The sequence below is a fragment of the Paucibacter sp. KBW04 genome, assembly GCF_003852425.1.
GTDB lineage: Bacteria > Pseudomonadota > Gammaproteobacteria > Burkholderiales > Burkholderiaceae_C > Paucibacter_A.
On the sequence record NZ_QAJN01000001.1, the window covers coordinates 484,015 to 505,320 of the forward strand.

Below are 21,306 nucleotides of genomic sequence, written 5' to 3' on the forward strand. Positions count from 1 at the left end.
CCAAGCCTAGCCGCAGATTTGGGCGCTGCATCGGCGGCAATTCGGGGGCTCGGCCAGGTCGGCTTGATCTGCTTCAAGTGAAGGCTCGACTGAGGTCGGAAAACAATCCACCGCCGCTGTGGATAACTTTGTGGGAAAGCCTCGGCCTGCTGCGCGCAAGCCTAGGAAAATCAAGGCCTGGAACAGTTTGCTTAAATCTTGGGCAGGAAAAATAACTTGAAAAACAAACGCTTGTGTGCATGTGACGGAGCCGTGACAGCGTCTGCTTCGGCCTTGTCAGCCGCCGCGCCCGTGTGGACAGCCGAGCTCATGCGGCCTGCGGCTGGCGCACTTGCCAGTCTGTCTGTTGCATTGCCTGCGTGATGGAAGGGCGTCATAACGAAGGCCGCATGGCGATAGGCGCGGCGCGCATGGTGTGGGGCGTGGCGGCTTTGCTGAATGCGGTCAGCGACAGCCTGGCGGCGCGCTTCTCGGTCTGTGTGGTGGCGGGCGAAATCTCGGGTTTCACCCGCGCCTCCAGCGGGCATTGCTATTTCAGCCTCAAAGACTCCGATGGCCAGGCCGGCCTCTTGCGCTGTGCCATGTTCAAGCGTGCGGCCAGCATGCTGGACTTCTCGCCGGGTGATGGCGCCCTGGTGGAGTTGCGCGGCCGACTGACGCTTTACGAGCCGCGCGGCGAGTTGCAGTTCGTGGTGGAAGGCATGCGGCGTGCCGGGGCAGGGGCCTTGTATGAGCAGTTCTTGCGGCTCAAGGCCAAGCTGGAAGCGCTGGGCTATTTCGACTCGGCCGGCAAGCGGGGCCTGCCGGCTTTTCCACGGCGACTTGGCGTTATCACCTCCACTGCGGGCGCGGCACTGCACGATGTGCTGACGGCCCTGGCGCGCCGCGCCCGCCATATCGAAGTCATCATTTATCCCAGCCTGGTGCAAGGCGATCAGGCGCCGGCCCAACTGGTGCAAGCCTTGCGTGTGGCCAATGAGCGGGCCGAGGTGGATGCCTTGCTGCTGGTGCGCGGCGGAGGTTCGCTAGAGGATTTGTGGGCTTTCAATGATGAGCGACTGGTGCGCGCCTTGGTGGAGTCGGCCTTGCCGGTGATCTGCGGCGTGGGCCACGAGACCGATATCACCCTGGCCGATCTGGCGGCCGATCTGCGTGCGCCCACACCCACGGCCGCGGCCGAGTTGGCTGCGCCATCGCGACAAGAGTTTCTGGACGCGTTAGATGTTCTGCAGAGCGCACTGACACGCAGGCTGGAGCAGCGCTTGGACGCCCACGCTCAGCGCCTCGACCGCGTCAGCCTGCGCCTGGCGAGGCCTAGCGAGCTGTTGGCTCGCCAGCGTCGTCAAGTCGAACTTCTGGCGCAGCGCTGGGGTCAGGTCTTGCCCCGCACCCAGGCCTTGCAGAGCCAACGTCTGGACAATCTCGCGCAGCGCCTGCAACGTGCGGCTCCCATGAGCTTGCATGAGCAGGCCCATCGATTGAGCGGATTGCAGGCCCGGCTGGCGGCCCTGGACCCCAAGCAGGTGCTGGCGCGCGGCTATGCCTGGCTGGATGATGGCGAGGGCAGGGCCTTGAGCTCGGTCGCGCAACTGCCGCCCGGGCGCCAGGTCCATGCCGTGCTGGCGGACGGTGAGGCGCAGATGCAAGTTGTCAGTAGCCGCGCAGGGGCATAGCCTGGCCGCTGTCTGCAAAACCATGCAAGCTGCCTACAATCCAAGCCAATGCCGCTGAGGCTGAGCCCACAGTTTTTTTACGCAACGAGGAGTTGAAACATGGAACATCTTTTGCCCGCCTTGCCCTATGCCAAGGACGCCCTGGCTCCCCACTACAGCGCCGAGACGCTGGAGTTCCACCACGGCAAGCACCACAACGCCTATGTGGTCAACCTGAACAATCTGCAAAAGGGCACCGAGTTTGAAGCCCTGAGCCTGGAAGAGATCGTCAAGAAGTCCAGCGGCCCCATCTATAACAATGCGGCCCAGATCTGGAACCACACCTTCTTCTGGAACTGCATGAAGCCCAATGGCGGCGGCGCACCGACCGGCGCCCTGGCTGATGCCATCAACGCCAAGTGGGGCAGCCTGGATGCCTTCAAGGAAGCCTTCACCAAGAGCGCCGTGGGCAACTTCGGTTCGGGCTGGACCTGGTTGGTGAAGAAGGCCGACGGCTCGCTGGACATCGTCAATACCGGTGCCGCTGGCACGCCGCTGACCACCGCCGACAAGGCCTTGCTGACCATCGATGTGTGGGAGCATGCCTACTACATCGATTACCGCAATCTGCGCCCCAAGTTCGTCGAGACCTTCCTGAACCACCTGGTCAACTGGGAATTCGCTCAGGCTAATTTCGCCTGAGTTCGCTGAGCCTCACGGCTCAACAAAAAACCGGCCTCGGCCGGTTTTTTCATTTGTGGCCCTCACTTATTGCGGCCACGGGCCGCCGCGCAACTGGCTGCCCGCCTTGATGCCGCGTTTGGCAAACCAGCCCTGATTCATCTCCAGGGCATAACGCACCGGCTTGGCGGAGCATTTGGATTGCTCCGACATCGGTTTCATGTCGGCCATATTGACCACCGTGCCGTCGTCCGCCACAAAGGCGATCGACAGCGGGATCAAGGTGTTCTTCATCCAGAAACACTGTAGATGGGCTTCCTCAAACACGAACAGCATGCCCTCGTTCTGAGGCAGCTGGGCCCTGTGCATCAGGCCGATCTGGCGTTGCTCAAAGGTCTTTGCCACCTCGGCCTTGATCAGATGCATGCCGGCCCTGAGTTGGGTGCTGGGCAGTTGCTGGGCCTGAGCCGGACTGGCCGCCTGCGCGAAGCTCGTTCCGGCTGCCGCACAGCAGCTAAGCAACAGGGCGGCAAAAATCATTTTTAGCATGGCGGTCTTGATCTATATCATGGGCCCAGTCCGCGGGCTCGCCTAGATTATGGTGCCTGGGGCGTCTTCCATGCCTTGGGGCCACCACACGCATGATGACCACCGCTCCTTCGCTTTCTACTCCTCTGGCCGCCGGTCTGGCGCTGGATGATCCCTTGTTGCTGAGCCCCTTCACCCGTTGGATAGGCCCCCGGGGGGAGGTGCTGGCCGAGCCCGGCCCGGCCGCTCTTGCCGAGTCTCAGTTCCAGCTCTCCGGCCTGCATTGCGCGGCCTGTGCGGGCATCATCGAGCGGGCTCTGAGTGCGGTGCCCGGCGTGGCTGGCGCCACCGTCAACGCCGCCAGTGCTCGGCTCAAGCTGCGTTGGGACCCCAGCCGCAGCAGTCTGGCAGATGTGATCGCTGCCATCGAACGTGCGGGTTATGGAGCCGCGCCCGACACGGCCGCACCGGCGCGGGTCTTGCGGGAGAAGGAGCACAGGCAGGCCATGTGGCGGCTCTTTGTCGCGGCCTTTCTGATGATGCAGGTGATGATGATGGCCGCGCCTGCCTATTTTGCTGCGCCCGGAGATCTGAGCCCTGATCTGGACCGCCTGCTGCAATGGGCCAGCTGGGTGATGAGCTTGCCAGTGCTTTTGTTCTCGGCCGGCCCCTTCTTCAAGAGTGCGTTTCAGCAGCTCAAGGCGCGCCGTCTGGGCATGGATGTGCCGGTGGCGCTGGGGATGGCGGTTACGTTCATCGCCAGCAGTGGCGCCTTGTTTGAGCCCGGCGGTATTTTTGGTCACGAGGTCTATTTCGACTCCCTGACCATGTTCGTCACCTTTTTGTTGGCCGGGCGCTTTCTGGAGTTGCGCGCCCGCCACCGGGCCGCGGTGACGCTGGAGCGCGCCAGCGCAGAGCTGCCCGAGACGGTAGAGCGCTTGGAGGCGGATGGGCGCAGCAGCCAGGTGGCGCCGGCCCGTTTGGCCGTGGGTGACCGGGTGCGGGTGTGTGCGGGTCAGGCTTTCCCGGCCGATGGTGTGGTGGAGAGCGGCAGCAGTGCGGCCAATGAGGCCTTGCTGAGCGGTGAGTCCGAGCCCGTGCCCAAGAATCAGGGTGACGAGGTGGTGGCCGCCAGCATGAATCTGCAGGCGCCGGTGGTGATGCGGGTTTTGCGCGTGGGGGCCGACACCCGCCATGAGGGCATCAAGCGCCTGATGAGCGAGGCCATGACGCAGCGGCCGGCCGCCATGCTGTTTGCTGATCGTTTTGCCGCCTTCTTTCTTTGGGCCGTGCTCTTGTTGGCGGCCTTTGGGGCGGCCTTGTGGAGTTGGCTGGACCCGTCCCGAGCCGTCTGGGTGGCCGTGTCGGTGCTGATCGTGACCTGCCCCTGCGCCCTGTCCCTGGCCACGCCGGCCTCCTGGCTGGCGGCCACCAGCGCCTTGGCCAAGCGTGGGCTCTTGCTGGTGCGCCTGGATCTGCTGGAGTCGCTGTGCCGCATCGACACCGTGGTGCTGGACAAGACCGGCACCCTGACCGAGGACCGCATGGAGTTGCTGCAGTCTTGGGTTGAGGGGGCGCCTGCCGAGCGCCAAGCGGCCTTGCTGGCCCAAGCGCGCAGTTTGGCGCGGCATTCCCAACACCCTTTTTCCCGGGCCTTGGCGGGCGATGCTTCGCAAGCCCATGCGACCGAGTGGCTGGAGGTGCAGGAGTTTGCGGGCCTAGGCTTGCAGGCCCGCGACGCCCAGGGTCAGGTCTTGCGCCTGGGGCGGCCGGATTGGGTTCAGCAACAAGCAACAGCGTCGGCTTCAGCTGCAGCCATGGGCCTGAACTCACAGCTGTGTTTTGGCGGCGCACAGGGCTTTTTGCATCTGCGCTTTGGGGAGGTTTTGCGGGCCGATGCCCGCGAGGCCGTGGCGCGCCTGCATGCCCTGGGTCTGCATACCGTGCTGCTTTCCGGCGATGCGCAGGAGCGGGTGGCGCGGCTGGCGGCCGAGGCGGGCATTCAAAGCGCTCAGGGCGGCGCCAATCCGGATACCAAGCTGGCGGCGGTGGCAGCCTTGCAAGCGCAAGGGCACTGTGTGCTGATGGTGGGCGATGGCATCAATGATGCGCCGGTGCTGGCGCGTGCCGATGCCAGCGTGGTGATGGGGCAGGGCGCCATGTTGGCCCGGGCCTCGGCCGATGCCTTGCTGCTGTCGGGCCGGCTGTCGGATCTGGCCGCGGCGCGTGAGCTGGCCTTGCGCACCAAACGCGTCATACGCCAAAACCTGGCCTGGTCGGCGGTCTATAACTTTGCCTGCATCCCGTTGGCTCTGGCGGGCTTCTTGCCGCCCTGGGCGGCAGGTTTGGGCATGGCCGCCAGTTCTGTTTTCGTGGTTCTGAATGCGCAACGCCTGGCTCTTCCGGCCAAGGCGTCCTGACGATGGATATCTTGTATTTGCTAATCCCTCTTTCGGTCCTGCTGGTGCTGATGATTGTGGGTGTTTTTGGTTGGGCAATAAACAACGGTCAGCTGGACGATTTGGAGCGTGAAGGGGGGCGAATCCTGGAAGAAGCATCGGGGGTTGATGAAGGTCAATCCCCTCCCAGTGACGCTCGCGAAGAATCGCGCACGTTAAGTCAGCGTTAAGTTCGTTTCACATAGAAGTTCAATAAGCTGCAAGGAGCCAAAAAAATGGCAAAGTCTGCTGCGCCGGTGCCAACCGGGGGCGTTTACGAGGATGGGGTGGTGCGAGCATTCGCACTCGCCGCCGTTCTTTGGGGAGTTGTGGGGATGTTGGTGGGGGTGATCATCGCCGCCCAACTGACATGGCCCGAATTGAATCTGGGCATTCCATGGCTCAGTTATGGCCGTTTGCGACCACTGCACACCAATGCGGTGATCTTCGCTTTCGGTGGCTGCTCGCTGTTCGCGACCGCCTATCACGTGGTGCAGCGCACCGGCCAGACGCGTTTGTTCGCGCCCGGCCTGGCTTGGTTCACCTTCTGGGGCTGGCAGCTGGTCATCTTGTCCGCAGCCATCACCTTGCCCCTGGGTCTGACCAGCGGCAAGGAATATGCCGAGCTGGAATGGCCCATCGACATCTTGATCACCCTGGTGTGGGTTTCCTACGCCGTGGTGTTCTTCGGTACCGTCGGCACCCGCAAGGTCAAGCACATCTATGTGGCCAACTGGTTCTTCGGCGCCTTCATCATCGCCGTGGCCTTGCTGCACCTGGTCAATAGCGCGGCCATCCCCGTCTCGCTGTTCAAGAGCTACTCGGCCTATGCCGGCGTGCAAGACGCGATGGTGCAATGGTGGTACGGCCACAATGCCGTGGGCTTCTTCCTGACCGCTGGCTTCCTGGGCATGATGTACTACTACATCCCCAAGCAAGCAGGCCGCCCGGTTTACAGCTACCGCCTGTCCATCGTCCACTTCTGGGCGCTGATCTTCACCTATATGTGGGCAGGCCCGCACCATCTGCACTACACCGCGCTGCCCGACTGGGCGCAATCGGTGGGCATGGTGTTCTCCCTGGTTCTGCTGGCTCCCAGCTGGGGCGGCATGATCAACGGCATCATGACCCTGTCGGGTGCCTGGCATAAGCTGCGTGACGACCCGATCCTGAAGTTCCTGATCGTGTCCCTGTCCTTCTACGGCATGTCGACCTTCGAAGGTCCGATGATGTCCATCAAGACGGTCAATGCGCTGAGCCACTACACCGACTGGACCGTGGGCCATGTGCACTCCGGTGCCCTGGGTTGGGTGGGTCTAATCTCCATGGGCTCGCTGTATCACCTGATCCCGCGCATGTTCGGCCGCACCGAGATGTACTCCAAGAAGGCCATCGAGCTGCACTTCTGGGTGGCGACCCTGGGCATCGTGCTCTACATCGCCGCGATGTGGATTGCCGGTGTGATGCAAGGTCTGATGTGGCGCGCAGTCAATCCTGACGGCAGCCTGGTCTACACCTTTGTCGAGAGCGTCAAGGCGACCTTCCCGTTCTATGTGGTCCGTCTGCTGGGTGGCTTGCTCTACCTGGGCGGCATGTTGATCATGGCTTGGAACGTGGTGAAGACGGTGCAAGTGGGTCGTGCCGAACCGGTGCGTATTCCTGCTGTCCTGGCTCACGCCTGATCAAGGAGAAAAAACAAAATGGCAACGACAGAACACAAGACCAGCGGTCACGAGAAGATCGAGACCAGCAACTTCTTGATGATTGTGCTGGTGCTGCTCACGGTCATCGTCGGCGGTGCCGTCGAGATCGTGCCGCTGTTCTTCCAGCGCTCCACCACCGAAGCTGTGGCTGGGCTCAAGCCTTACACCCCGCTGCAGCTGGCCGGCCGTGACGTCTACATCCGCGAGGGCTGCTACAACTGCCACTCGCAGATGGTGCGTCCCTTCCGCTCGGAAACTCTGCGCTACGGCCACTACTCCACCGCCGGTGAGTTTGTGTACGACCACCCCTTCCAATGGGGTAGCAAGCGCACGGGTCCCGACCTGCACCGGGTGGGTGGCAAGTACAGCGACGAATGGCATCGCATCCACCTGACCCAGCCGCGCGATCTGGTGCCCGAGTCCAATATGCCTGCCTACCCCTGGTTGGCCAAGGCTCAGCTGGATCCGGCCGAGTTGGCACCCAAGATGCGCGCTCTGCGTACGGTTGGCGTGCCTTACCAGGATGCCGAGATCGCAGCCGCGGCCGAAGAGGTCAAGGGCCATTCGGAGCTGGATGCCGTGGTGGCTTATCTGCAGGTGCTTGGCACCGCGGTGAAGTAATCGAAAGGGCAAGCCCTATGGACATCAATATCTTGCGCAGCGTCGTGACGCTCGTATCGATGCTGGTTTTTCTCTTGATCGTCGGCTGGGCCTATTCCAGCCGTAACAAAGCGAGCTTTGACGAGCAGGCCCAGTTGCCGCTCGAAGACGAAGTGAGCGGGAGGCCTCAATGAGTGACTTTTTCTCGAATGGGTGGTCCCTGTTCGTGGCCATCGCCACGGTGGGTGGCCTGGTGTTCTGCCTGGTTTTGCTGGGCGTAGCCGCGCGCCATCGGGTGATGGCCAATGACAACAGCACCGGCCACACCTGGGACGAAGACCTGCGTGAAATGAACAATCCGCTACCGCGCTGGTGGGCGATTTTGTTCGTGCTGACGGTGATTTTCGCCGGCATCTATCTGGCCATGTATCCGGGTCTGGGCAAGAACCCCGGCAGCCTGGGCTGGAGCAGTGCGGGCGAGTACCAGAAGGAGCAGGCCGAGGCGCACAAGGCCATGAGCGCGATCTACGCCAAGTTCAACGGCAAGACCGCTGAGCAATTGGCGCAGGAGCCCGAGGCCATGGCCATCGGCGAGCGTCTGTTCGCCAATAACTGCGCGGTCTGCCACGGCTCTGACGGCAAGGGCAGCAAGGGCTTCCCCAATCTGACCGATAACGACTGGCTCTACGGTGGCTCGCACGAGACCATTGTTCAGACCATCACCAACGGTCGCAACGGTGTGATGCCTCCCATGGCTGCGGCCGTGGGAACGCCTGACGATGTGCGCAATGTGGCCAACTATGTGCTGAGCCTGTCGGGCAGCGCGCATAACGCCATCGCTGCGCAGCTGGGCAAGCCCAAGTTCGCGGTGTGCGCCGCTTGTCACGGTGCGGACGGCAAGGGCAATCAAGCCCTGGGCGCGCCCAATCTGACCGACAAGATCTGGCTGCATGGCTGGGGTGAAGATGCAGTGATTGCCATGATCAATAACGGCAAGAACAATCTGATGCCCGCACAGAACACCCGTCTGAGCCCCGAGCAGATCCAGGTGGTCGGTGCTTATGTCTGGAATCTGTCTCACGGCGCCGCCGCCGTCGCTGCCAAGTAAGCGAAACAGGTGGGATCGGCCCGGCTAGGGCCTAAAGTGACGGCGCGGCCTACGGGCTGCGCTCGTCATGCAGTGAAATGCGAAGGCAAAAATGAGTGTTGATACAGGTGAATCTCCGGCCAGCCCGGCGGATCAAGGCAAGTCGAACAGCGGTCGGGAGACCGTGATCGAAATCGTTTCCCTCTATCAAGCTCAGAAGAAGATCTACCCCCGTGCCGTCAGCGGCTTGTTCGCGCGTTGGCGCTGGGGATTGGTCTATTTCACGCAGATTCTTTTCTACGGTCTGCCCTGGCTGCAATGGAATGACAGGCAGGCCGTTCTCTTTGACCTGGCCAGCCGCCGCTTCTATATCTTCGGCCTGGTTCTCTATCCACAAGACTTCATCTACCTGACCGGGCTCTTGCTGATTTCAGCCTATGCCCTGTTCCTGTTCACCGCGGTGGCGGGGCGTTTGTGGTGTGGCTTTGCCTGCCCACAGACGGTCTATACCGAAATCTTTATGTGGATAGAGAAGCAGTTCGAGGGGGATCGCCAAGCGCGTATCAAACTCGACGCTTCTCCTTGGAGCTTCAACAAGCTGTGGCGCAAGTCTGGCAAGCAGATCAGCTGGATTGCCCTCGGCCTATGGACCGGCTTCAGCTTCGTGGGCTATTTCACCCCGATCAAGGAGCTGTGGGCCTCGGCCTTCACCCTGGGCTTTGGCCCCTGGGAATGGTTCTGGGTCTTGTTCTACGGCTTTGCCACCTATGGCAATGCGGGCTATATGCGGGAGCAGGTCTGCAAATACATGTGCCCTTATGCGCGCTTCCAAAGCGCTATGTTCGATAAAGACACCTTGATCATCAGCTACGACCAGGAGCGCGGCGAGCCGCGCGGATCGCGCGGCAAAAAGGTGGACGCCAAGGCGGCGGGCCTGGGCTCTTGCATCGACTGCACCTTGTGCGTGCAGGTCTGCCCGACCGGCATCGACATCCGCAAAGGCCTGCAGTACGAGTGCATCGGTTGCGCCGCCTGTGTCGATGTCTGCGACACGGTGATGGACAAGATGAGCTATCCGCGTGGCCTGATCCGTTACGACACCCAGAACGGCCTGGCCCAGCACCTGAGCCCGGCACAAAAGCTGCGCCGCATCTTCCGCCCCCGGGTCTTGGTTTACAGCACGGTCTTGGTCTTGCTGAGTACAGCCTTGCTGTCCAGCCTGTTGTTCCTGCGCAGCCCCGTCAAGCTCGATGTGGTGCGCGACCGTGGTGTCTTGTCGCGCTTGGTGGAAGACGGCTATATCGAGAACCTCTACCGCCTGCAGGTCATGAACGCAACCGAGGGTGCGCAGCGCTTTGAGTTGAATGTGGCCGGTATGGAGGGCATTCAATTGGCCAAGCCCGTCGAGTTGGATGTGGCCGCTGCCGAGGCGCGCTGGGTGACGGTGGCGGTGCGGGTGCCGCCGGAGGTGGTGGCGCGGGCCGGGGCGGGCGCTCACCCCATCGCCTTCCAGCTCACCGGCCATGCCTTGGATAAGCAAGGTGCGCAAACCAAGGCCATCGAAGTGCGCGAGAAGTCGACCTTTGTGGTTCCGCGTTGAAGCAAGCTCGCAGCCCGGGTCAAGGGTCTGGCCCGATGAAAGCCGGCTTGCAAATGTGCAGAATGATTTTTAGATGAGCGCGAAGAGCGCCAGGAGAGTTGAAGATGAGTCAGCAAGAAAAGCCAAAGTCCAGCGGCCCCTGGTGGCGTGAGAAGTTCATGTGGCTGGTGGTCGGCGGCCCCAGCCTGGTGGTGGTGGCCAGCTTTGCCACCCTGGCCCTGGCCCTGAATTTTCCCGACCCTGTGTTGGAAGAGCGCGTTGCTGAGGCCAGCGGCGCGGATGCCAAGGCCAAGCTGCCCACGGCCTTGGCTCCGGCACAGAAAGCCCGCAATCACGCCGCAACCGGCGGCCACTGAACCATGAACGCCCAGCCCTCCAGCAATCCAGAAGACCCCGATTTTGTTGTGCCCGAGGCACGAGCGACTTCGCGTCTGGCGCGTTGGGCCATGGCAGTGATCTGGCCCTCTTTTGTGATGGCGGGCGTGATGGAGGCGCTGGTCTTCGCGGTCGTGGACCCCAGCGATTTGACCTGGTTTGGGGCGGAGCGCATGGCCTTGTCGCGGCAGGCCATCTACACCTTGAGCTTCTTGATTTTCTGGGTGGTCTTGTCCTTGTCGTCCAGCATTAGCCTGGCCTTGGCCACGACGCCGGAGCCGGTAGAGAATGTGCGTCGCGGGCGCTGGCCGCAGTAGGGCGGAGCGACCGAGGGCGTAAAAAAACCAAGCACGCTGGCTTGGTTTTTTTTTCGAGTGGGCCGCTTGTGGCCTGTTGACTTGGCGGCTTAGCAGTTGGTGTTGTTGACCAGTTTCTGCAGACCGGCTTGGTCGAGGATGCGCAGATGGCGCTGCTTGACTTCCAGCAAGCCTTCTTCCTGGAACTTGGAGAAGGTGCGGCTGACCGTCTCCAGTTTCAGTCCCAGATAACTGCCGATTTCCTCGCGCGTCATGCGCAGCACCAAGGCCGCGGCCGAGAAGCCCCGGGCCTGCAGACGTTGGGTCAAGTTCAGCAGGAAGGCGGCCAGGCGCTCTTCGGCGCGCATGCTGCCCAGCAAGAGCATCACGCCATGGTCGCGCACGATTTCGCGGCTCATGATTTTGTGAAACTGGCGCTGCAAATCGGTGAACTCACGCGAGAGTTCTTCCAACTGCTCGAAGGGGATCACGCAGACTTGCGAGTCTTCCAGGGCGACGGCATCGCAGCTGTGTCTATCGGTGCTGATACCGTCCAGGCCCAGCAACTCACCCGCCATTTGGAATCCGGTGACCTGGTCGCGGCCATCTTCCGAGGACACGCAGGTCTTGAAAAAGCCGGTGCGCACCGCATAAATGGACTGGAACACATCGCCGCTGCGGAACAAGGTGTCGCCTCGCACCACATGGCGGCGGGTGGCCACCAGCTCGTCGAGTTGATCCAGATCATTGGAATTCAGGCCCACCGGCAGGCACAACTCGCGCAAATTGCAGCTGGAGCAGGCAACCTTGAGCGGCTCGATCTTGATGGGTACTGTGACGTTCATGATGTGAATTATGGATGACGCTGGGTCAGTAGACGGGAGCGAAGAGGCGCCGACCTGAGCAAGGTGTTTCAACCCTGTCCCAGATGCCGGTGACGCTCGGCATGACATTCCTCAAGCCTAACGCTGTTTCGTGCAGATTGTTAGGGGAATGAAACACGAGAAGCTTGATCCTGGTCAAGTCCGGTGGCCGCAAGGTTGGCACCATGCACCCCATGGTTCAAATCACTCAGGCTCGCTCGCCTTCCGCCACAGACTCCGCCATGACTACCATCAGCGAAGAATTGCTGCGACGCTTCGACGTGTCGGGGCCGCGCTATACCTCCTATCCCACGGCCGATCGCTTCGTCGAAGCCTTCACCGCCGAGCACTATGCCCAGGCCTTGGCTCAACGCGCCAGCGGCTCGCAAGTGGGGGGTGGCACGCCCTTGTCCATCTATGTGCATGTGCCGTTTTGCGAGTCGGTCTGCTACTACTGCGCCTGCAACAAGGTCATCACCAAGCACCACGACAAGGCCGCCGAGTATCTGCAGGCCTTGGTGCAGGAGATGGACCTGACGCTGGCGCATCTGGGCCGCGGCGCGGGTGTTTCGCAGCTTCATCTGGGCGGCGGTTCTCCCACGTTTCTGAGCGATGCCGAGTTGACGCAGTTGATGCAGGCCTTGCGCGAGCGCTTCCGCATCGTCGCGGGCGCCGAGATCGCGATCGAGGTCGATCCTCGCACCGTCAGCATTGATCGCCTCAAGCATTTGCGCAGCCTGGGCTTCAATCGCCTGAGCTTTGGCGTGCAGGACTTTGACCCGCATGTGCAAAAAGCCGTGCACCGGCAACAAAGTTTTGAAAGCGTAGAAGCCTTGATGACGGCGGCGCGGGAGCTGGGCTTCGAATCCACCAATGTGGATTTGATCTACGGCCTGCCGCTGCAGACGCCTGAATCCTTTGCTCGCACGATTGAGCAGGTCGGCGCGCTCAAGCCCGATCGGATTGCGCTTTATGGCTACGCCCATCTGCCGCAGCGTTTCAAGCCGCAACGCCGTATCGACGAGGCGCAGCTGCCGCCCGGCGGCGCCAAGATCGCGATGCTGCACAGCGCCATTGAAGGCTTCTTGACCCATGGTTATAGCTATATCGGCATGGACCACTTCGCCCTGTCCAGCGACTCCCTGGCCGTGGCCAAGCGCCAAGGCCGGCTGCATCGCAACTTCCAGGGCTATAGCACCCAGCCGGACTGCGATCTGATCGCGCTGGGGGTGTCTGCCATCGGCCGCGTCGGTGCCAGCTACAGCCAGAACGCCAAGGATTTGGATGCTTACTACGATGCCCTGCGCCAGGGCCAGCTGCCCATCGAGCGCGGTCTGGCCTTGTCGCGTGATGACATCGTGCGCCGCGCCGTCATCATGGCCATCATGTGCCAAGGCAGGCTGGAGTTTGAGTCCATCGCCCTGGCCCATTTGGTCGATGTGCGTGAGTACTTCAAGCCCGAGTTCGAGCGCCTGCAGGAGTTGGCCGATCAAGGTCTGGTGACCTTGGAGGCCGATGCCATCCAGGTCACGGCCATGGGCTGGTTCTTTGTGCGCGCTGTGGCCATGGTGTTTGACCGTTATCTGCAAGCCGACCGCAGCCGCGCCCGATTCTCTAAAATCATCTGATGCTTGATGTCGCACTTGCCGGCTCGGCCCTGATGATGGGCTTGGCCGGCACGCCCCATTGCTTGGCCATGTGCGGCGCGTCCTGCGCCGCCGCAGGTGGGCGTTCGCCTGCCGCTTTTCAGCTGGGTCGCCTGCTGAGTTACAGCCTGGCGGGTGCGATCGCGGCAGGGAGCATGCAGTTCTTGAGCCAGCTGGGGCAGTCCACCGCCATGCTGCGGCCGCTGTGGGTTTTGGTTCAGGTGGCGGCATTCCTGCTGGGCATGGCCTTGCTGCTGCGCGGGCGCCAACCTGCTTGGCTGCAGCGTTTCGGGCAAGATGTTGCGCGCCAGGTCGAAGTGCCTGTGAGTGGTTTGAGGCAGGGTGGAGTGAGCCTGGCTGGCTCCAGGCGTGTGGCCGCGGCAGGCTTGGCCGGCTTGGCTTGGGTGGCCTGGCCTTGTGGTCTATTGCAATCGGCGCTCTTGCTCGCTGCCTTGGCCTCCGGTCCTGTCCAGGGTGGCTTGGTGATGTCTGCTTTTGCCCTGAGCTCTGGGGCGGGGCTGGCCTTGGGGCCCTGGTTGTTGAGTCGTCTGCGTCGCAGTGGCGCTGATGATGCCAGCGTTGTGCGCTTGTCGGTGCGTCTGGGTGGGCTTGGCTTGGCACTCGGCTCGGGCTGGGCTTTGGGCCATGGCGTGTGGGCTCAGGTGGCTGCGGTGTGCAGTCAATGGACCTGATTCGCGCCAGCAAGATTTCCAAGACTTATATAAGACTTAAGCTTGCAGTCAGCGCCGCTGACTTAGAATTGGCGACCTAATCGTTCCACCCCTTGGGCCTGAAGATGGCCGATCTGGAAACCACATGACAGCAACGAAGCCGACCATCATCTACACCTTGACCGACGAGGCCCCGCTGCTGGCGACGGCATCGTTCCTGCCCATCGTGCAGGCTTTCACGGCGCCGGCTGGCGTTCGCGTTGAGACCAGCGATATTTCCGTGGCCGGCCGCGTGCTGGGTCAGTTCCCCGAATTCCTGAGCGAAGCGCAGCGCGTGCCCGATCGCCTGTCCGAGCTGGGCAAGCTGACCCTGAAGCCGGAAGCCAACATCATCAAGCTGCCCAATATCAGCGCCTCGGTGGGTCAGCTGAAGGCCGCGATCAAGGAATTGCAAGGCAAGGGCTATGCGCTGCCCGACTATCCGGAAAGCCCCAAGACCGACGAAGAAAAAGACATCCGCGCCCGCTACAACAAGTGCGTCGGCAGCGCGGTGAACCCGGTTCTGCGTGAAGGCAATTCGGACCGCCGCGCGCCCAAGGCCGTGAAGGAATACGCCCGCAAGAACCCGCACAGCATGGCCGATTGGAGCCAAGCCTCGCGCTCGCATGTCTCGCATATGCACGGCGGTGACTTCTATCACGGCGAAAAGTCCATGACCCTGGACCGCGCTCGTAACGTCAAGATGGAGCTGATCACCAAGAGCGGCAAGACCATTGTCTTGAAGCCCAAGGTGGCCCTGCTGGACCGCGAGGTGGTCGACAGCATGTTCATGAGCAAGAAGGCGCTGCTGGATTTCTATGAAAAGGAAATCGAAGACGCGCACAAGACGGGCGTGATGTTCTCCCTGCACGTCAAGGCCACCATGATGAAGGTCTCGCACCCCATCGTGTTCGGCCACTGCGTGAAGATCTTCTACCGCGAAGCTTTCGAGAAGCATGGCAAGCTGTTTGAAGAGCTGGGCATCAATGTCAACAACGGCATGGTCGATCTGTACAACAAGATCGCCACCCTGCCGCAGAGCAAGCAAGACGAGATCAAACGCGATCTGCATGCCTGCCACGAGCATCGCCCCGAGCTGGCCATGGTCGATTCGGCCAAGGGCATCACCAATTTCCATTCGCCCAATGACGTCATCGTTGACGCCTCCATGCCGGCCATGATCCGCAACGGCGGCAAGATGTGGGGCGCCGATGGCCGCCTGAAGGACGTCAAGGCCGTGATGCCGGAGTCGACCTTTGCCCGCATCTATCAGGAGATGATCAACTTCTGCAAATGGCATGGCGCTTTCGACCCCAAGACCATGGGCACCGTGCCCAATGTCGGCCTGATGGCCCAGCAGGCCGAAGAGTACGGCTCGCACGACAAGACCTTTGAGATCCCCGAAGACGGCGTGGCCAATATCACCGATTTGGACAGCGGTGAAGTGCTGATGAGCCAGGACGTGGAGCAGGGCGATATCTGGCGCATGTGCCAGTGCAAGGACGCCGCCATCCGCGACTGGGTCAAGCTGGCCGTCAACCGCGCCCGCAACTCCGGCATGCCCGTGGTGTTCTGGCTGGATCAGTACCGCCCGCACGAGGCGCAGCTGATCACCAAGGTCAAGATGTACCTGCACGAGCACAACACGGCCGGTCTGGACATCCAGATCATGAGCCAGGTTCGCGCCATGCGTTACACCCTGGAGCGTGTGATCCGCGGCCTGGACACCATCAGCGCCACCGGCAATATCCTGCGCGACTACCTGACCGACCTGTTCCCCATCATGGAACTGGGCACCTCGGCCAAGATGCTGTCCATCGTGCCTTTGATGGCTGGCGGCGGCATGTACGAAACCGGCGCAGGCGGCTCGGCACCTAAACATGTGCAGCAGCTGGTGGAAGAAAACCATCTGCGCTGGGACTCGCTGGGTGAGTTCCTGGCCCTGGCCGTCAGCCTGGAAGATCTGGGCCTGAAGAACAACAATCCCAAGGCCAAGCTGCTGGCCAAGACCCTGGACGCGGCCACCGGCCAGCTGCTGGACAACAACAAGAATCCCAGCCCCAAGACCGGTCAGCTGGACAACCGCGGCAGCCAGTTCTACCTGTCCTTGTACTGGGCCCAGGCCCTGGCCGCTCAGACCGAGGATGCCGAGCTGGCCGCCAAATTCGCGCCCCTGGCAAAGGCCTTGACCGAGCAGGAAAACGTCATCGTCGCCGAGTTGGCCGCCGTGCAAGGCAAGCCCGCTGATATCGGTGGTTACTACCTGCCCGACGCCAACAAGCTGGCCGAAGTGATGCGCCCCAGCGCCAGCTTCAACGCCGCTTTGGCAAGCATTCAGGCCTGATGTTTTGCGTAGCCAAGAAGAGTTTCGTTTGAAGTTCTTCTCTTGCTAAAACTGAGAAAGCCGACGCCCAGCGTCGGCTTTTTTCTTGGGTCCTTGCTCTGTTGAAAGTCGCTAGAATTTTCCGCAGTACGAGCGACACCGCCTTGTCTTTTTCGGAGAACTTCTTTCATGTTCCAGCATATCCAGATCCCTGCGAAGGGCTCCAAAATCACCATCAACGCTGACCACACCTTGAATGTGCCGGATCAGCCCATCATTCCCTATATCGAAGGGGATGGCACCGGCTTCGATATCACGCCGGTCATGCTCAAGGTGGTGGATGCGGCGGTGGCCAAGGCCTACGGCGGCAGCCGACAGATCCACTGGATGGAAATTTTTGCCGGCGAGAAGGCGACCAAGGTCTACGGCCCCGATGTCTGGCTGCCCGCCGAAACCCTGGAAGCGCTGAAGGACTATGTCGTCTCCATCAAGGGCCCGTTGACCACGCCCGTGGGCGGTGGCATTCGCTCGCTGAACGTGGCCCTGCGCCAGGAGCTTGACCTCTATGTGTGCCTGCGCCCTGTGCGCTACTTCCCCGGCGTGCCTTCGCCCGTGAAAGAGCCCCACAAGACCGATATGGTCATCTTCCGTGAGAACTCGGAAGACATCTATGCCGGCATCGAGTTCGAGGCCGAGAGCGACAAGGCCAAGAAGCTGATCAAGTTCTTGCAAGAGGAAATGGGCGTCAAGAAGATCCGTTTCCCCGAGACCTCTGGGCTGGGCATCAAGCCGGTATCGATTGAGGGCACCGAGCGCTTGGTGCGCAAGGCCATCCAGTACGCCATCGACAATGACAAGCCCAGCGTGACCATCGTGCACAAGGGCAATATCATGAAGTACACGGAAGGCGGCTTCCGTGACTGGGCCTATGCCCTGGCGCAGAAGGAATTCGGCGCTGAGCTGATCGATGGCGGCCCCTGGTGCAAGCTGAAGAATCCGAAGACCGGCCGCGACATCGTGATCAAGGACAGCATTGCTGACGCCTTCCTTCAGCAGATCCTGCTGCGCCCCGTCGAGTACTCGGTGATCGCCACCCTGAACCTGAACGGCGACTATGTGTCCGACGCGCTGGCGGCCCAGGTCGGCGGCATTGGCATCGCCCCCGGCGCCAATCTGAGCGACTCCATCGCCATGTTCGAGGCCACCCATGGCACTGCGCCCAAGTACGCAGGCAAGGACTATGTGAATCCGGGTTCCGAAATCCTCTCGGCCGAAATGATGCTGCGCCATATGGGCTGGATCGAGGCCGCTGACCTGATCATCGAGTCCATGGGCAAGTCCATTCTGAGCAAAAAGGTCACCTATGACTTCGCGCGCCTGATGGACGGCGCGACCCAGGTGTCTTGCTCGGGCTTTGGGCAGGTCATGATCGACAATATGTGAGCCAAGCACGCCAGGACTTTCCTGGCTGCCCGGAATGCCTCGCCCCGCAGTTGCAAAGCTGCGGGGCTTTTTTCTGGCTGAATGCGTACGGTGCTGGCGCCTGGCCAAAAAAGAAAGGCCCGCGGATGCGGGCCTTTGCGGGGTGGCGAACTCACCTTTGAGGTGGCCTCGCCCGATCATTCATCCAATGGCTTGCCCTCAGGCGGCTGCACTCATTGCTGTGGCGGCTTGGTCCTGAGCGGCAGCCACGGGTGTGATCTGCTGCGCCAGTTGACCCTTGGGGCCTTGGATCAGCTCAAAACTGACCTTGCTGCCCTGCTGGAGCGTCCGAAAACCCTCCATCTGGATCGCTGAAAAATGGGCGAAAACATCTTCTCCGCCCGCTTCTGGTTCAATAAAGCCAAAACCCTTGGCGTCGTTGAACCACTTCACCGTACCTAGTGCCATAAATACTCCTCCGTCCCGATGTACTTTGCATCGCGGGGAGATTTTTAGAGGCAGAGCGGCGCAGTGTCAATTTAGGGGGAGCCCGAATGGGGCCTACCCTCAAACGCGCGTGCGATTGGCGAAAAACTATCGCTCAGCCTTCAATTCGACGCTTGCATTTTCTTTGTAAGTCGCAAGATGGGACTTGTAGCCGCGGGGCCTTCCCGCTGTCGATAGAATCAGGACATGCCAGATTTCCCCAGTCAACCGCCAGTGCCGCCGGCGCATCAGCCGGGCCGTGAAGACGGCGACGGAACGACGACCGTCGAACGTGTCCCGCAGAAAACCGAGCCCCCACGGCTCTACAAAGTTCTGCTGTTGAATGACGATTTCACCCCTATGGAATTCGTCGTCATGGTTTTGCAGGAATATTTCCGTCATGACCTGGATACTGCGACCCAGATCATGCTCAAAATCCATCATGATGGGCGCGGGGTATGCGGTGTCTTCACCAAAGACGTCGCGGCCACCAAGGTGGAATTGGTGCTGGCCGCCGCAAGGCGAGCCGGCCATCCTTTGCAGTGCATTATGGAGGCCGCATGATTGCGCAAGAGCTTGAAGTTAGCCTGCACATGGCATTCGTGGAAGCGCGCCAGCAGCGCCACGAGTTCATCACCGTCGAGCACTTGCTGATGGCCCTGTTGGACAACCCTTCAGCCGCCGAGGTGCTACGTGCCTGCTCGGCCAACCTGGACGATTTGCGCAAGAGTCTGGCGCAATTCATCAAGGAAAACACGCCCACCGTGGGCGGCACGGACGAGGTGGATACCCAACCCACGCTGGGTTTCCAGCGCGTGATTCAGCGCGCCATCATGCATGTGCAGTCCACCGGCAGCGGCAAGAAGGAAGTCACCGGCGCGAATGTGCTGGTCGCCATTTTTGGCGAGAAGGACTCCCATGCCGTCTACTACTTGCACCAGCAAGGCGTGACGCGTCTGGACGTGGTGAACTACATCGCCCACGGCATCAAGAAGATCGAGCCTCCCGAAGCACCCGGTGCGGGCAAGGGCCAGGATGGCGCGGCTTCCTCGCAGGAAGGTGAGCGCGAAGATGGCGAAGGGCAGGGCAAGGGCTCGCCCCTGGAGCAGTTCACCCAGAACCTGAATCAGCTGGCCAAGGACGGCAAGATTGATCCCCTGATCGGCCGCGAGCACGAGGTCGAGCGCGTGGTGCAGATTCTTTGCCGCCGCCGTAAGAACAACCCGCTGCTGGTCGGCGAGGCCGGTGTGGGCAAGACGGCGATTGCTGAGGGCCTGGCTTGGCGCATCACCGAAGGCGATGTGCCTGACGTGCTGACCGAGGCCGTCGTCTACTCGCTGGACATGGGCTCCTTGCTGGCCGGTACCAAGTACCGCGGCGACTTTGAGCAACGCCTCAAGGCCGTGCTCAAGCAGCTGAAGGATCAGCCCAATGCGGTGCTGTTCATCGACGAGATTCACACCTTGATCGGTGCCGGTGCGGCCTCGGGTGGCACGCTGGATGCGAGCAATCTGCTCAAGCCGGCGCTGTCCTCGGGCGCGATGAAGTGCATTGGCGCCACCACCTTCAACGAGTACCGCGGCATTTTCGAGAAAGATGCGGCCCTGTCACGTCGTTTCCAAAAGGTCGATGTGGCCGAGCCCTCGGTGGAGCAGACGGTGGAGATCCTGAAGGGCTTGAAGTCGCGCTTCGAGGAGCATCACAGCGTCAAGTACGCCCTGGGCGCCTTGCAGGCAGCGGCCGAGTTGTCGGCCAAGTACATCAGTGACCGTCATCTGCCCGACAAGGCCATCGACGTCATCGATGAGGCCGGCGCCGCCCAACGCATCCTGCCCAAGAACAAGCAGAAGAAGACCATCACCCGCAACGAGGTCGAGGAAATCGTGGCCAAGATTGCGCGTATCCCGCCGGCCTCGGTGTCCAGCGATGATCGCGGCAAGCTCAAGTCCCTGGACCGCGACCTCAACAGCGTGGTGTTCGGCCAAGAGCCGGCCATCGACGCCCTGGCGGCCGCCATCAAGATGGCACGTTCGGGCCTGGGCAAGCCGGACAAGCCGATCGGCAGCTTCTTGTTCTCCGGCCCTACCGGCGTGGGCAAGACCGAGGTGGCCAAGCAGCTGGCCTACATCCTGGGCATCGAGCTGATCCGCTTCGATATGTCGGAGTATATGGAGCGTCATGCCGTCAGCCGCTTGATCGGCGCGCCTCCGGGCTATGTGGGATTTGACCAAGGCGGTTTGCTGACCGAGGCCATCACCAAGAAGCCGCATGCGGTGCTGCTGCTCGATGAAATCGAGAAGGCGCATCCGGATGTCTTCAATGTGCTGCTGCAGGTCATGGACCATGGCTCGCTGACCGACAACAATGGGCGCAAGGCCGACTTCCGAAACATCATCATCATCATGACGACCAATGCGGGCGCCGAGACGATGAATAAGTCGACCATTGGCTTCACCACCGCGCGCCAGCAAGGCGACGAGATGGGGGATATCAAGCGCCTGTTCACGCCCGAGTTCCGCAACCGCCTGGACGCCATCGTGTCCTTCCGTGCGCTGGATGAGGAAATCATCATGCGCGTGGTCGACAAGTTCCTGCTGCAACTGGAAAGCCAGTTGCAGGAGAAAAAGGTGGAGGTCACCTTCAGCGATGGCTTGCGCAAGCACCTGGCGCGCAAGGGCTTTGATCCGCTGATGGGCGCGCGACCGATGCAGCGCCTGATTCAGGACACCATCCGCCGTGCCCTGGCCGACGAGCTGCTCTTCGGTCGTCTGGTTGATGGCGGCCGCTTGAGTGTGGACGTCGACGCCGAGGGTCAGGTCTTGCTGGACATCCAGCCCCTCAAGGTGCGGGACAACAAGCCCAAGGCCGAACCCGCAACTGCGGGTTGAGTGCAGCA

21 protein-coding genes are annotated in these 21,306 nt (G+C 61.6%); 17 read left to right on the forward strand and 4 right to left on the reverse strand.

Translation table 11 applies throughout. The features are described from left to right. Nucleotides 1–362 precede the first annotated feature (362 nt). Together xseA and DBR47_RS02180 are read left to right on the forward strand one after the other, a co-directional pair. A complete protein-coding gene (gene xseA / locus DBR47_RS02175; RefSeq protein ID WP_231512082.1) occupies nucleotides 363–1,673 on the forward strand; it encodes an exodeoxyribonuclease VII large subunit in 1,311 nt (436 codons plus the stop codon). A gap of 99 nt (nucleotides 1,674–1,772) precedes the next feature. Next, nucleotides 1,773–2,354 (forward strand): superoxide dismutase, encoded by a 582-nt coding sequence (locus DBR47_RS02180; protein ID WP_124446387.1) that lies wholly within the window; start codon nucleotides 1,773–1,775, stop codon nucleotides 2,352–2,354. A gap of 66 nt (nucleotides 2,355–2,420) precedes the next feature. Here the strand turns inward: DBR47_RS02180 and DBR47_RS02185 are convergent, their stop codons facing one another. Beyond that, nucleotides 2,421–2,882: a DUF192 domain-containing protein gene (locus tag DBR47_RS02185; RefSeq protein WP_124446389.1), complete on the reverse strand. Its 462-nt coding sequence runs from the start codon at nucleotides 2,880–2,882 to the stop codon at nucleotides 2,421–2,423. Between the two features lie 95 nt (nucleotides 2,883–2,977). Between DBR47_RS02185 and DBR47_RS02190 the strand changes: the two genes are divergently transcribed. From DBR47_RS02190 to DBR47_RS02230, 9 genes are all read left to right on the forward strand, one after another. Then, nucleotides 2,978–5,281: a cation-translocating P-type ATPase gene (locus tag DBR47_RS02190; protein ID WP_124446985.1), complete on the forward strand. Its 2,304-nt coding sequence runs from the start codon at nucleotides 2,978–2,980 to the stop codon at nucleotides 5,279–5,281. A gap of 2 nt (nucleotides 5,282–5,283) precedes the next feature. Then, a complete protein-coding gene (gene ccoS / locus DBR47_RS02195) occupies nucleotides 5,284–5,490 on the forward strand; it encodes a cbb3-type cytochrome oxidase assembly protein CcoS (RefSeq protein WP_124446391.1) in 207 nt (68 codons plus the stop codon). Between the two features lie 45 nt (nucleotides 5,491–5,535). Beyond that, nucleotides 5,536–6,981 (forward strand): cytochrome-c oxidase, cbb3-type subunit I, encoded by a 1,446-nt coding sequence (gene ccoN, locus DBR47_RS02200; protein WP_124446393.1) that lies wholly within the window; start codon nucleotides 5,536–5,538, stop codon nucleotides 6,979–6,981. Between the two features lie 18 nt (nucleotides 6,982–6,999). Continuing rightward, nucleotides 7,000–7,623, forward strand: a complete 624-nt coding sequence (gene ccoO / locus DBR47_RS02205; protein WP_124446395.1) for a cytochrome-c oxidase, cbb3-type subunit II — start codon at nucleotides 7,000–7,002, stop codon at nucleotides 7,621–7,623. Nucleotides 7,624–7,640: 17 nt separating this feature from the next. Beyond that, on the forward strand, nucleotides 7,641–7,796 hold the full coding sequence (locus DBR47_RS02210; RefSeq protein ID WP_124446397.1) for a cbb3-type cytochrome c oxidase subunit 3: 156 nt from the start codon (nucleotides 7,641–7,643) through the stop codon (nucleotides 7,794–7,796). Next, a complete protein-coding gene (gene ccoP, locus DBR47_RS02215) occupies nucleotides 7,793–8,710 on the forward strand; it encodes a cytochrome-c oxidase, cbb3-type subunit III (RefSeq protein WP_124446399.1) in 918 nt (305 codons plus the stop codon). Before DBR47_RS02210 ends, ccoP begins: the two co-directional genes overlap by 4 nt. Nucleotides 8,711–8,801: 91 nt before the next feature. Beyond that, entirely contained in the window at nucleotides 8,802–10,289 is a 1,488-nt protein-coding gene (gene ccoG, locus DBR47_RS02220) for a cytochrome c oxidase accessory protein CcoG (protein WP_124446401.1), read from the forward strand. A 104-nt stretch (nucleotides 10,290–10,393) separates the two neighbouring features. Further along, the gene (locus tag DBR47_RS02225) at nucleotides 10,394–10,645 is read left to right on the forward strand and encodes a hypothetical protein (protein ID WP_124446403.1); all 252 of its coding nucleotides are present in this window, start codon (nucleotides 10,394–10,396) and stop codon (nucleotides 10,643–10,645) included. Nucleotides 10,646–10,648: 3 nt separating this feature from the next. Then, complete coding sequence (locus DBR47_RS02230; RefSeq protein WP_231512083.1) at nucleotides 10,649–10,981, forward strand: hypothetical protein; 333 nt, start codon at nucleotides 10,649–10,651, stop codon at nucleotides 10,979–10,981. A gap of 89 nt (nucleotides 10,982–11,070) precedes the next feature. On the opposite strand, the gene fnr is transcribed toward DBR47_RS02230, so the two are convergent. Continuing rightward, nucleotides 11,071–11,805 carry a fumarate/nitrate reduction transcriptional regulator Fnr gene (gene fnr, locus DBR47_RS02235; protein WP_124446405.1) on the reverse strand — a complete coding sequence of 245 codons (735 nt, stop codon included), beginning with the start codon at nucleotides 11,803–11,805 and terminating at the stop codon, nucleotides 11,071–11,073. A 260-nt stretch (nucleotides 11,806–12,065) separates the two neighbouring features. Here fnr and hemN point away from each other — a divergent pair, with 260 nt between their 5' ends. The 3 genes from hemN (at nucleotide 12,066) to DBR47_RS02250 (ending at nucleotide 16,523) form a co-directional block, all read left to right on the forward strand. Beyond that, complete coding sequence (hemN, locus tag DBR47_RS02240; protein ID WP_124446407.1) at nucleotides 12,066–13,451, forward strand: oxygen-independent coproporphyrinogen III oxidase; 1,386 nt, start codon at nucleotides 12,066–12,068, stop codon at nucleotides 13,449–13,451. Further along, a complete protein-coding gene (locus tag DBR47_RS02245) occupies nucleotides 13,451–14,161 on the forward strand; it encodes a sulfite exporter TauE/SafE family protein (RefSeq protein ID WP_124446409.1) in 711 nt (236 codons plus the stop codon). Before hemN ends, DBR47_RS02245 begins: the two co-directional genes overlap by 1 nt. A gap of 124 nt (nucleotides 14,162–14,285) precedes the next feature. Beyond that, entirely contained in the window at nucleotides 14,286–16,523 is a 2,238-nt protein-coding gene (locus DBR47_RS02250; protein WP_124446410.1) for an NADP-dependent isocitrate dehydrogenase, read from the forward strand. Here the strand turns inward: DBR47_RS02250 and DBR47_RS02255 are convergent. Then, nucleotides 16,514–16,693, reverse strand: coding sequence for a hypothetical protein (locus DBR47_RS02255; protein WP_124446412.1), 180 nt, complete (start codon nucleotides 16,691–16,693; stop codon nucleotides 16,514–16,516). The two genes, DBR47_RS02250 and DBR47_RS02255, sit on opposite strands and share 10 nt — an antisense overlap. Here DBR47_RS02255 and icd point away from each other — a divergent pair. Then, entirely contained in the window at nucleotides 16,692–17,945 is a 1,254-nt protein-coding gene (gene icd, locus DBR47_RS02260; RefSeq protein WP_124446414.1) for an NADP-dependent isocitrate dehydrogenase, read from the forward strand. The two genes, DBR47_RS02255 and icd, sit on opposite strands and share 2 nt — an antisense overlap. A 198-nt stretch (nucleotides 17,946–18,143) precedes the next feature. Here icd and DBR47_RS02265 read toward each other — a convergent pair whose 3' ends face one another. Continuing rightward, the gene (locus DBR47_RS02265; protein WP_124446416.1) at nucleotides 18,144–18,392 is read right to left on the reverse strand and encodes a cold-shock protein; all 249 of its coding nucleotides are present in this window, start codon (nucleotides 18,390–18,392) and stop codon (nucleotides 18,144–18,146) included. A gap of 225 nt (nucleotides 18,393–18,617) precedes the next feature. On the opposite strand from DBR47_RS02265, the gene clpS reads away from it, so the two are divergent. After that, a complete protein-coding gene (gene clpS, locus DBR47_RS02270; RefSeq protein ID WP_124446418.1) occupies nucleotides 18,618–18,974 on the forward strand; it encodes an ATP-dependent Clp protease adapter ClpS in 357 nt (118 codons plus the stop codon). Then, on the forward strand, nucleotides 18,971–21,298 hold the full coding sequence (gene clpA, locus DBR47_RS02275; protein WP_124446420.1) for an ATP-dependent Clp protease ATP-binding subunit ClpA: 2,328 nt from the start codon (nucleotides 18,971–18,973) through the stop codon (nucleotides 21,296–21,298). The genes clpS and clpA overlap by 4 nt, the downstream gene beginning before the upstream one ends. The last annotated feature ends 8 nt before the right edge of the window (nucleotides 21,299–21,306 follow it).

Excerpts from the sequence above, each read along its gene's own strand:
- xseA (WP_231512082.1), top strand. The coding sequence starts at position 363 with ATGGAAGGGCGTCATAACGAAGGCCGCATGGCGATAGGCGCGGCGCGC.
- DBR47_RS02180 (WP_124446387.1), top strand. The coding sequence starts at position 1,773 with ATGGAACATCTTTTGCCCGCCTTGCCCTATGCCAAGGACGCCCTGGCT.
- DBR47_RS02185 (WP_124446389.1), bottom strand. The coding sequence starts at position 2,882 with ATGCTAAAAATGATTTTTGCCGCCCTGTTGCTTAGCTGCTGTGCGGCA.
- DBR47_RS02190 (WP_124446985.1), top strand. The coding sequence starts at position 2,978 with ATGACCACCGCTCCTTCGCTTTCTACTCCTCTGGCCGCCGGTCTGGCG.
- ccoS (WP_124446391.1), top strand. The coding sequence starts at position 5,284 with ATGGATATCTTGTATTTGCTAATCCCTCTTTCGGTCCTGCTGGTGCTG.
- ccoN (WP_124446393.1), top strand. The coding sequence starts at position 5,536 with ATGGCAAAGTCTGCTGCGCCGGTGCCAACCGGGGGCGTTTACGAGGAT.
- ccoO (WP_124446395.1), top strand. The coding sequence starts at position 7,000 with ATGGCAACGACAGAACACAAGACCAGCGGTCACGAGAAGATCGAGACC.
- DBR47_RS02210 (WP_124446397.1), top strand. The coding sequence starts at position 7,641 with ATGGACATCAATATCTTGCGCAGCGTCGTGACGCTCGTATCGATGCTG.
- ccoP (WP_124446399.1), top strand. The coding sequence starts at position 7,793 with ATGAGTGACTTTTTCTCGAATGGGTGGTCCCTGTTCGTGGCCATCGCC.
- ccoG (WP_124446401.1), top strand. The coding sequence starts at position 8,802 with ATGAGTGTTGATACAGGTGAATCTCCGGCCAGCCCGGCGGATCAAGGC.
- DBR47_RS02225 (WP_124446403.1), top strand. The coding sequence starts at position 10,394 with ATGAGTCAGCAAGAAAAGCCAAAGTCCAGCGGCCCCTGGTGGCGTGAG.
- DBR47_RS02230 (WP_231512083.1), top strand. The coding sequence starts at position 10,649 with ATGAACGCCCAGCCCTCCAGCAATCCAGAAGACCCCGATTTTGTTGTG.
- fnr (WP_124446405.1), bottom strand. The coding sequence starts at position 11,805 with ATGAACGTCACAGTACCCATCAAGATCGAGCCGCTCAAGGTTGCCTGC.
- hemN (WP_124446407.1), top strand. The coding sequence starts at position 12,066 with ATGACTACCATCAGCGAAGAATTGCTGCGACGCTTCGACGTGTCGGGG.
- DBR47_RS02245 (WP_124446409.1), top strand. The coding sequence starts at position 13,451 with ATGCTTGATGTCGCACTTGCCGGCTCGGCCCTGATGATGGGCTTGGCC.
- DBR47_RS02250 (WP_124446410.1), top strand. The coding sequence starts at position 14,286 with ATGACAGCAACGAAGCCGACCATCATCTACACCTTGACCGACGAGGCC.
- icd (WP_124446414.1), top strand. The coding sequence starts at position 16,692 with ATGTTCCAGCATATCCAGATCCCTGCGAAGGGCTCCAAAATCACCATC.
- DBR47_RS02255 (WP_124446412.1), bottom strand. The coding sequence starts at position 16,693 with ATGAAAGAAGTTCTCCGAAAAAGACAAGGCGGTGTCGCTCGTACTGCG.
- DBR47_RS02265 (WP_124446416.1), bottom strand. The coding sequence starts at position 18,392 with ATGGCACTAGGTACGGTGAAGTGGTTCAACGACGCCAAGGGTTTTGGC.
- clpS (WP_124446418.1), top strand. The coding sequence starts at position 18,618 with ATGCCAGATTTCCCCAGTCAACCGCCAGTGCCGCCGGCGCATCAGCCG.
- clpA (WP_124446420.1), top strand. The coding sequence starts at position 18,971 with ATGATTGCGCAAGAGCTTGAAGTTAGCCTGCACATGGCATTCGTGGAA.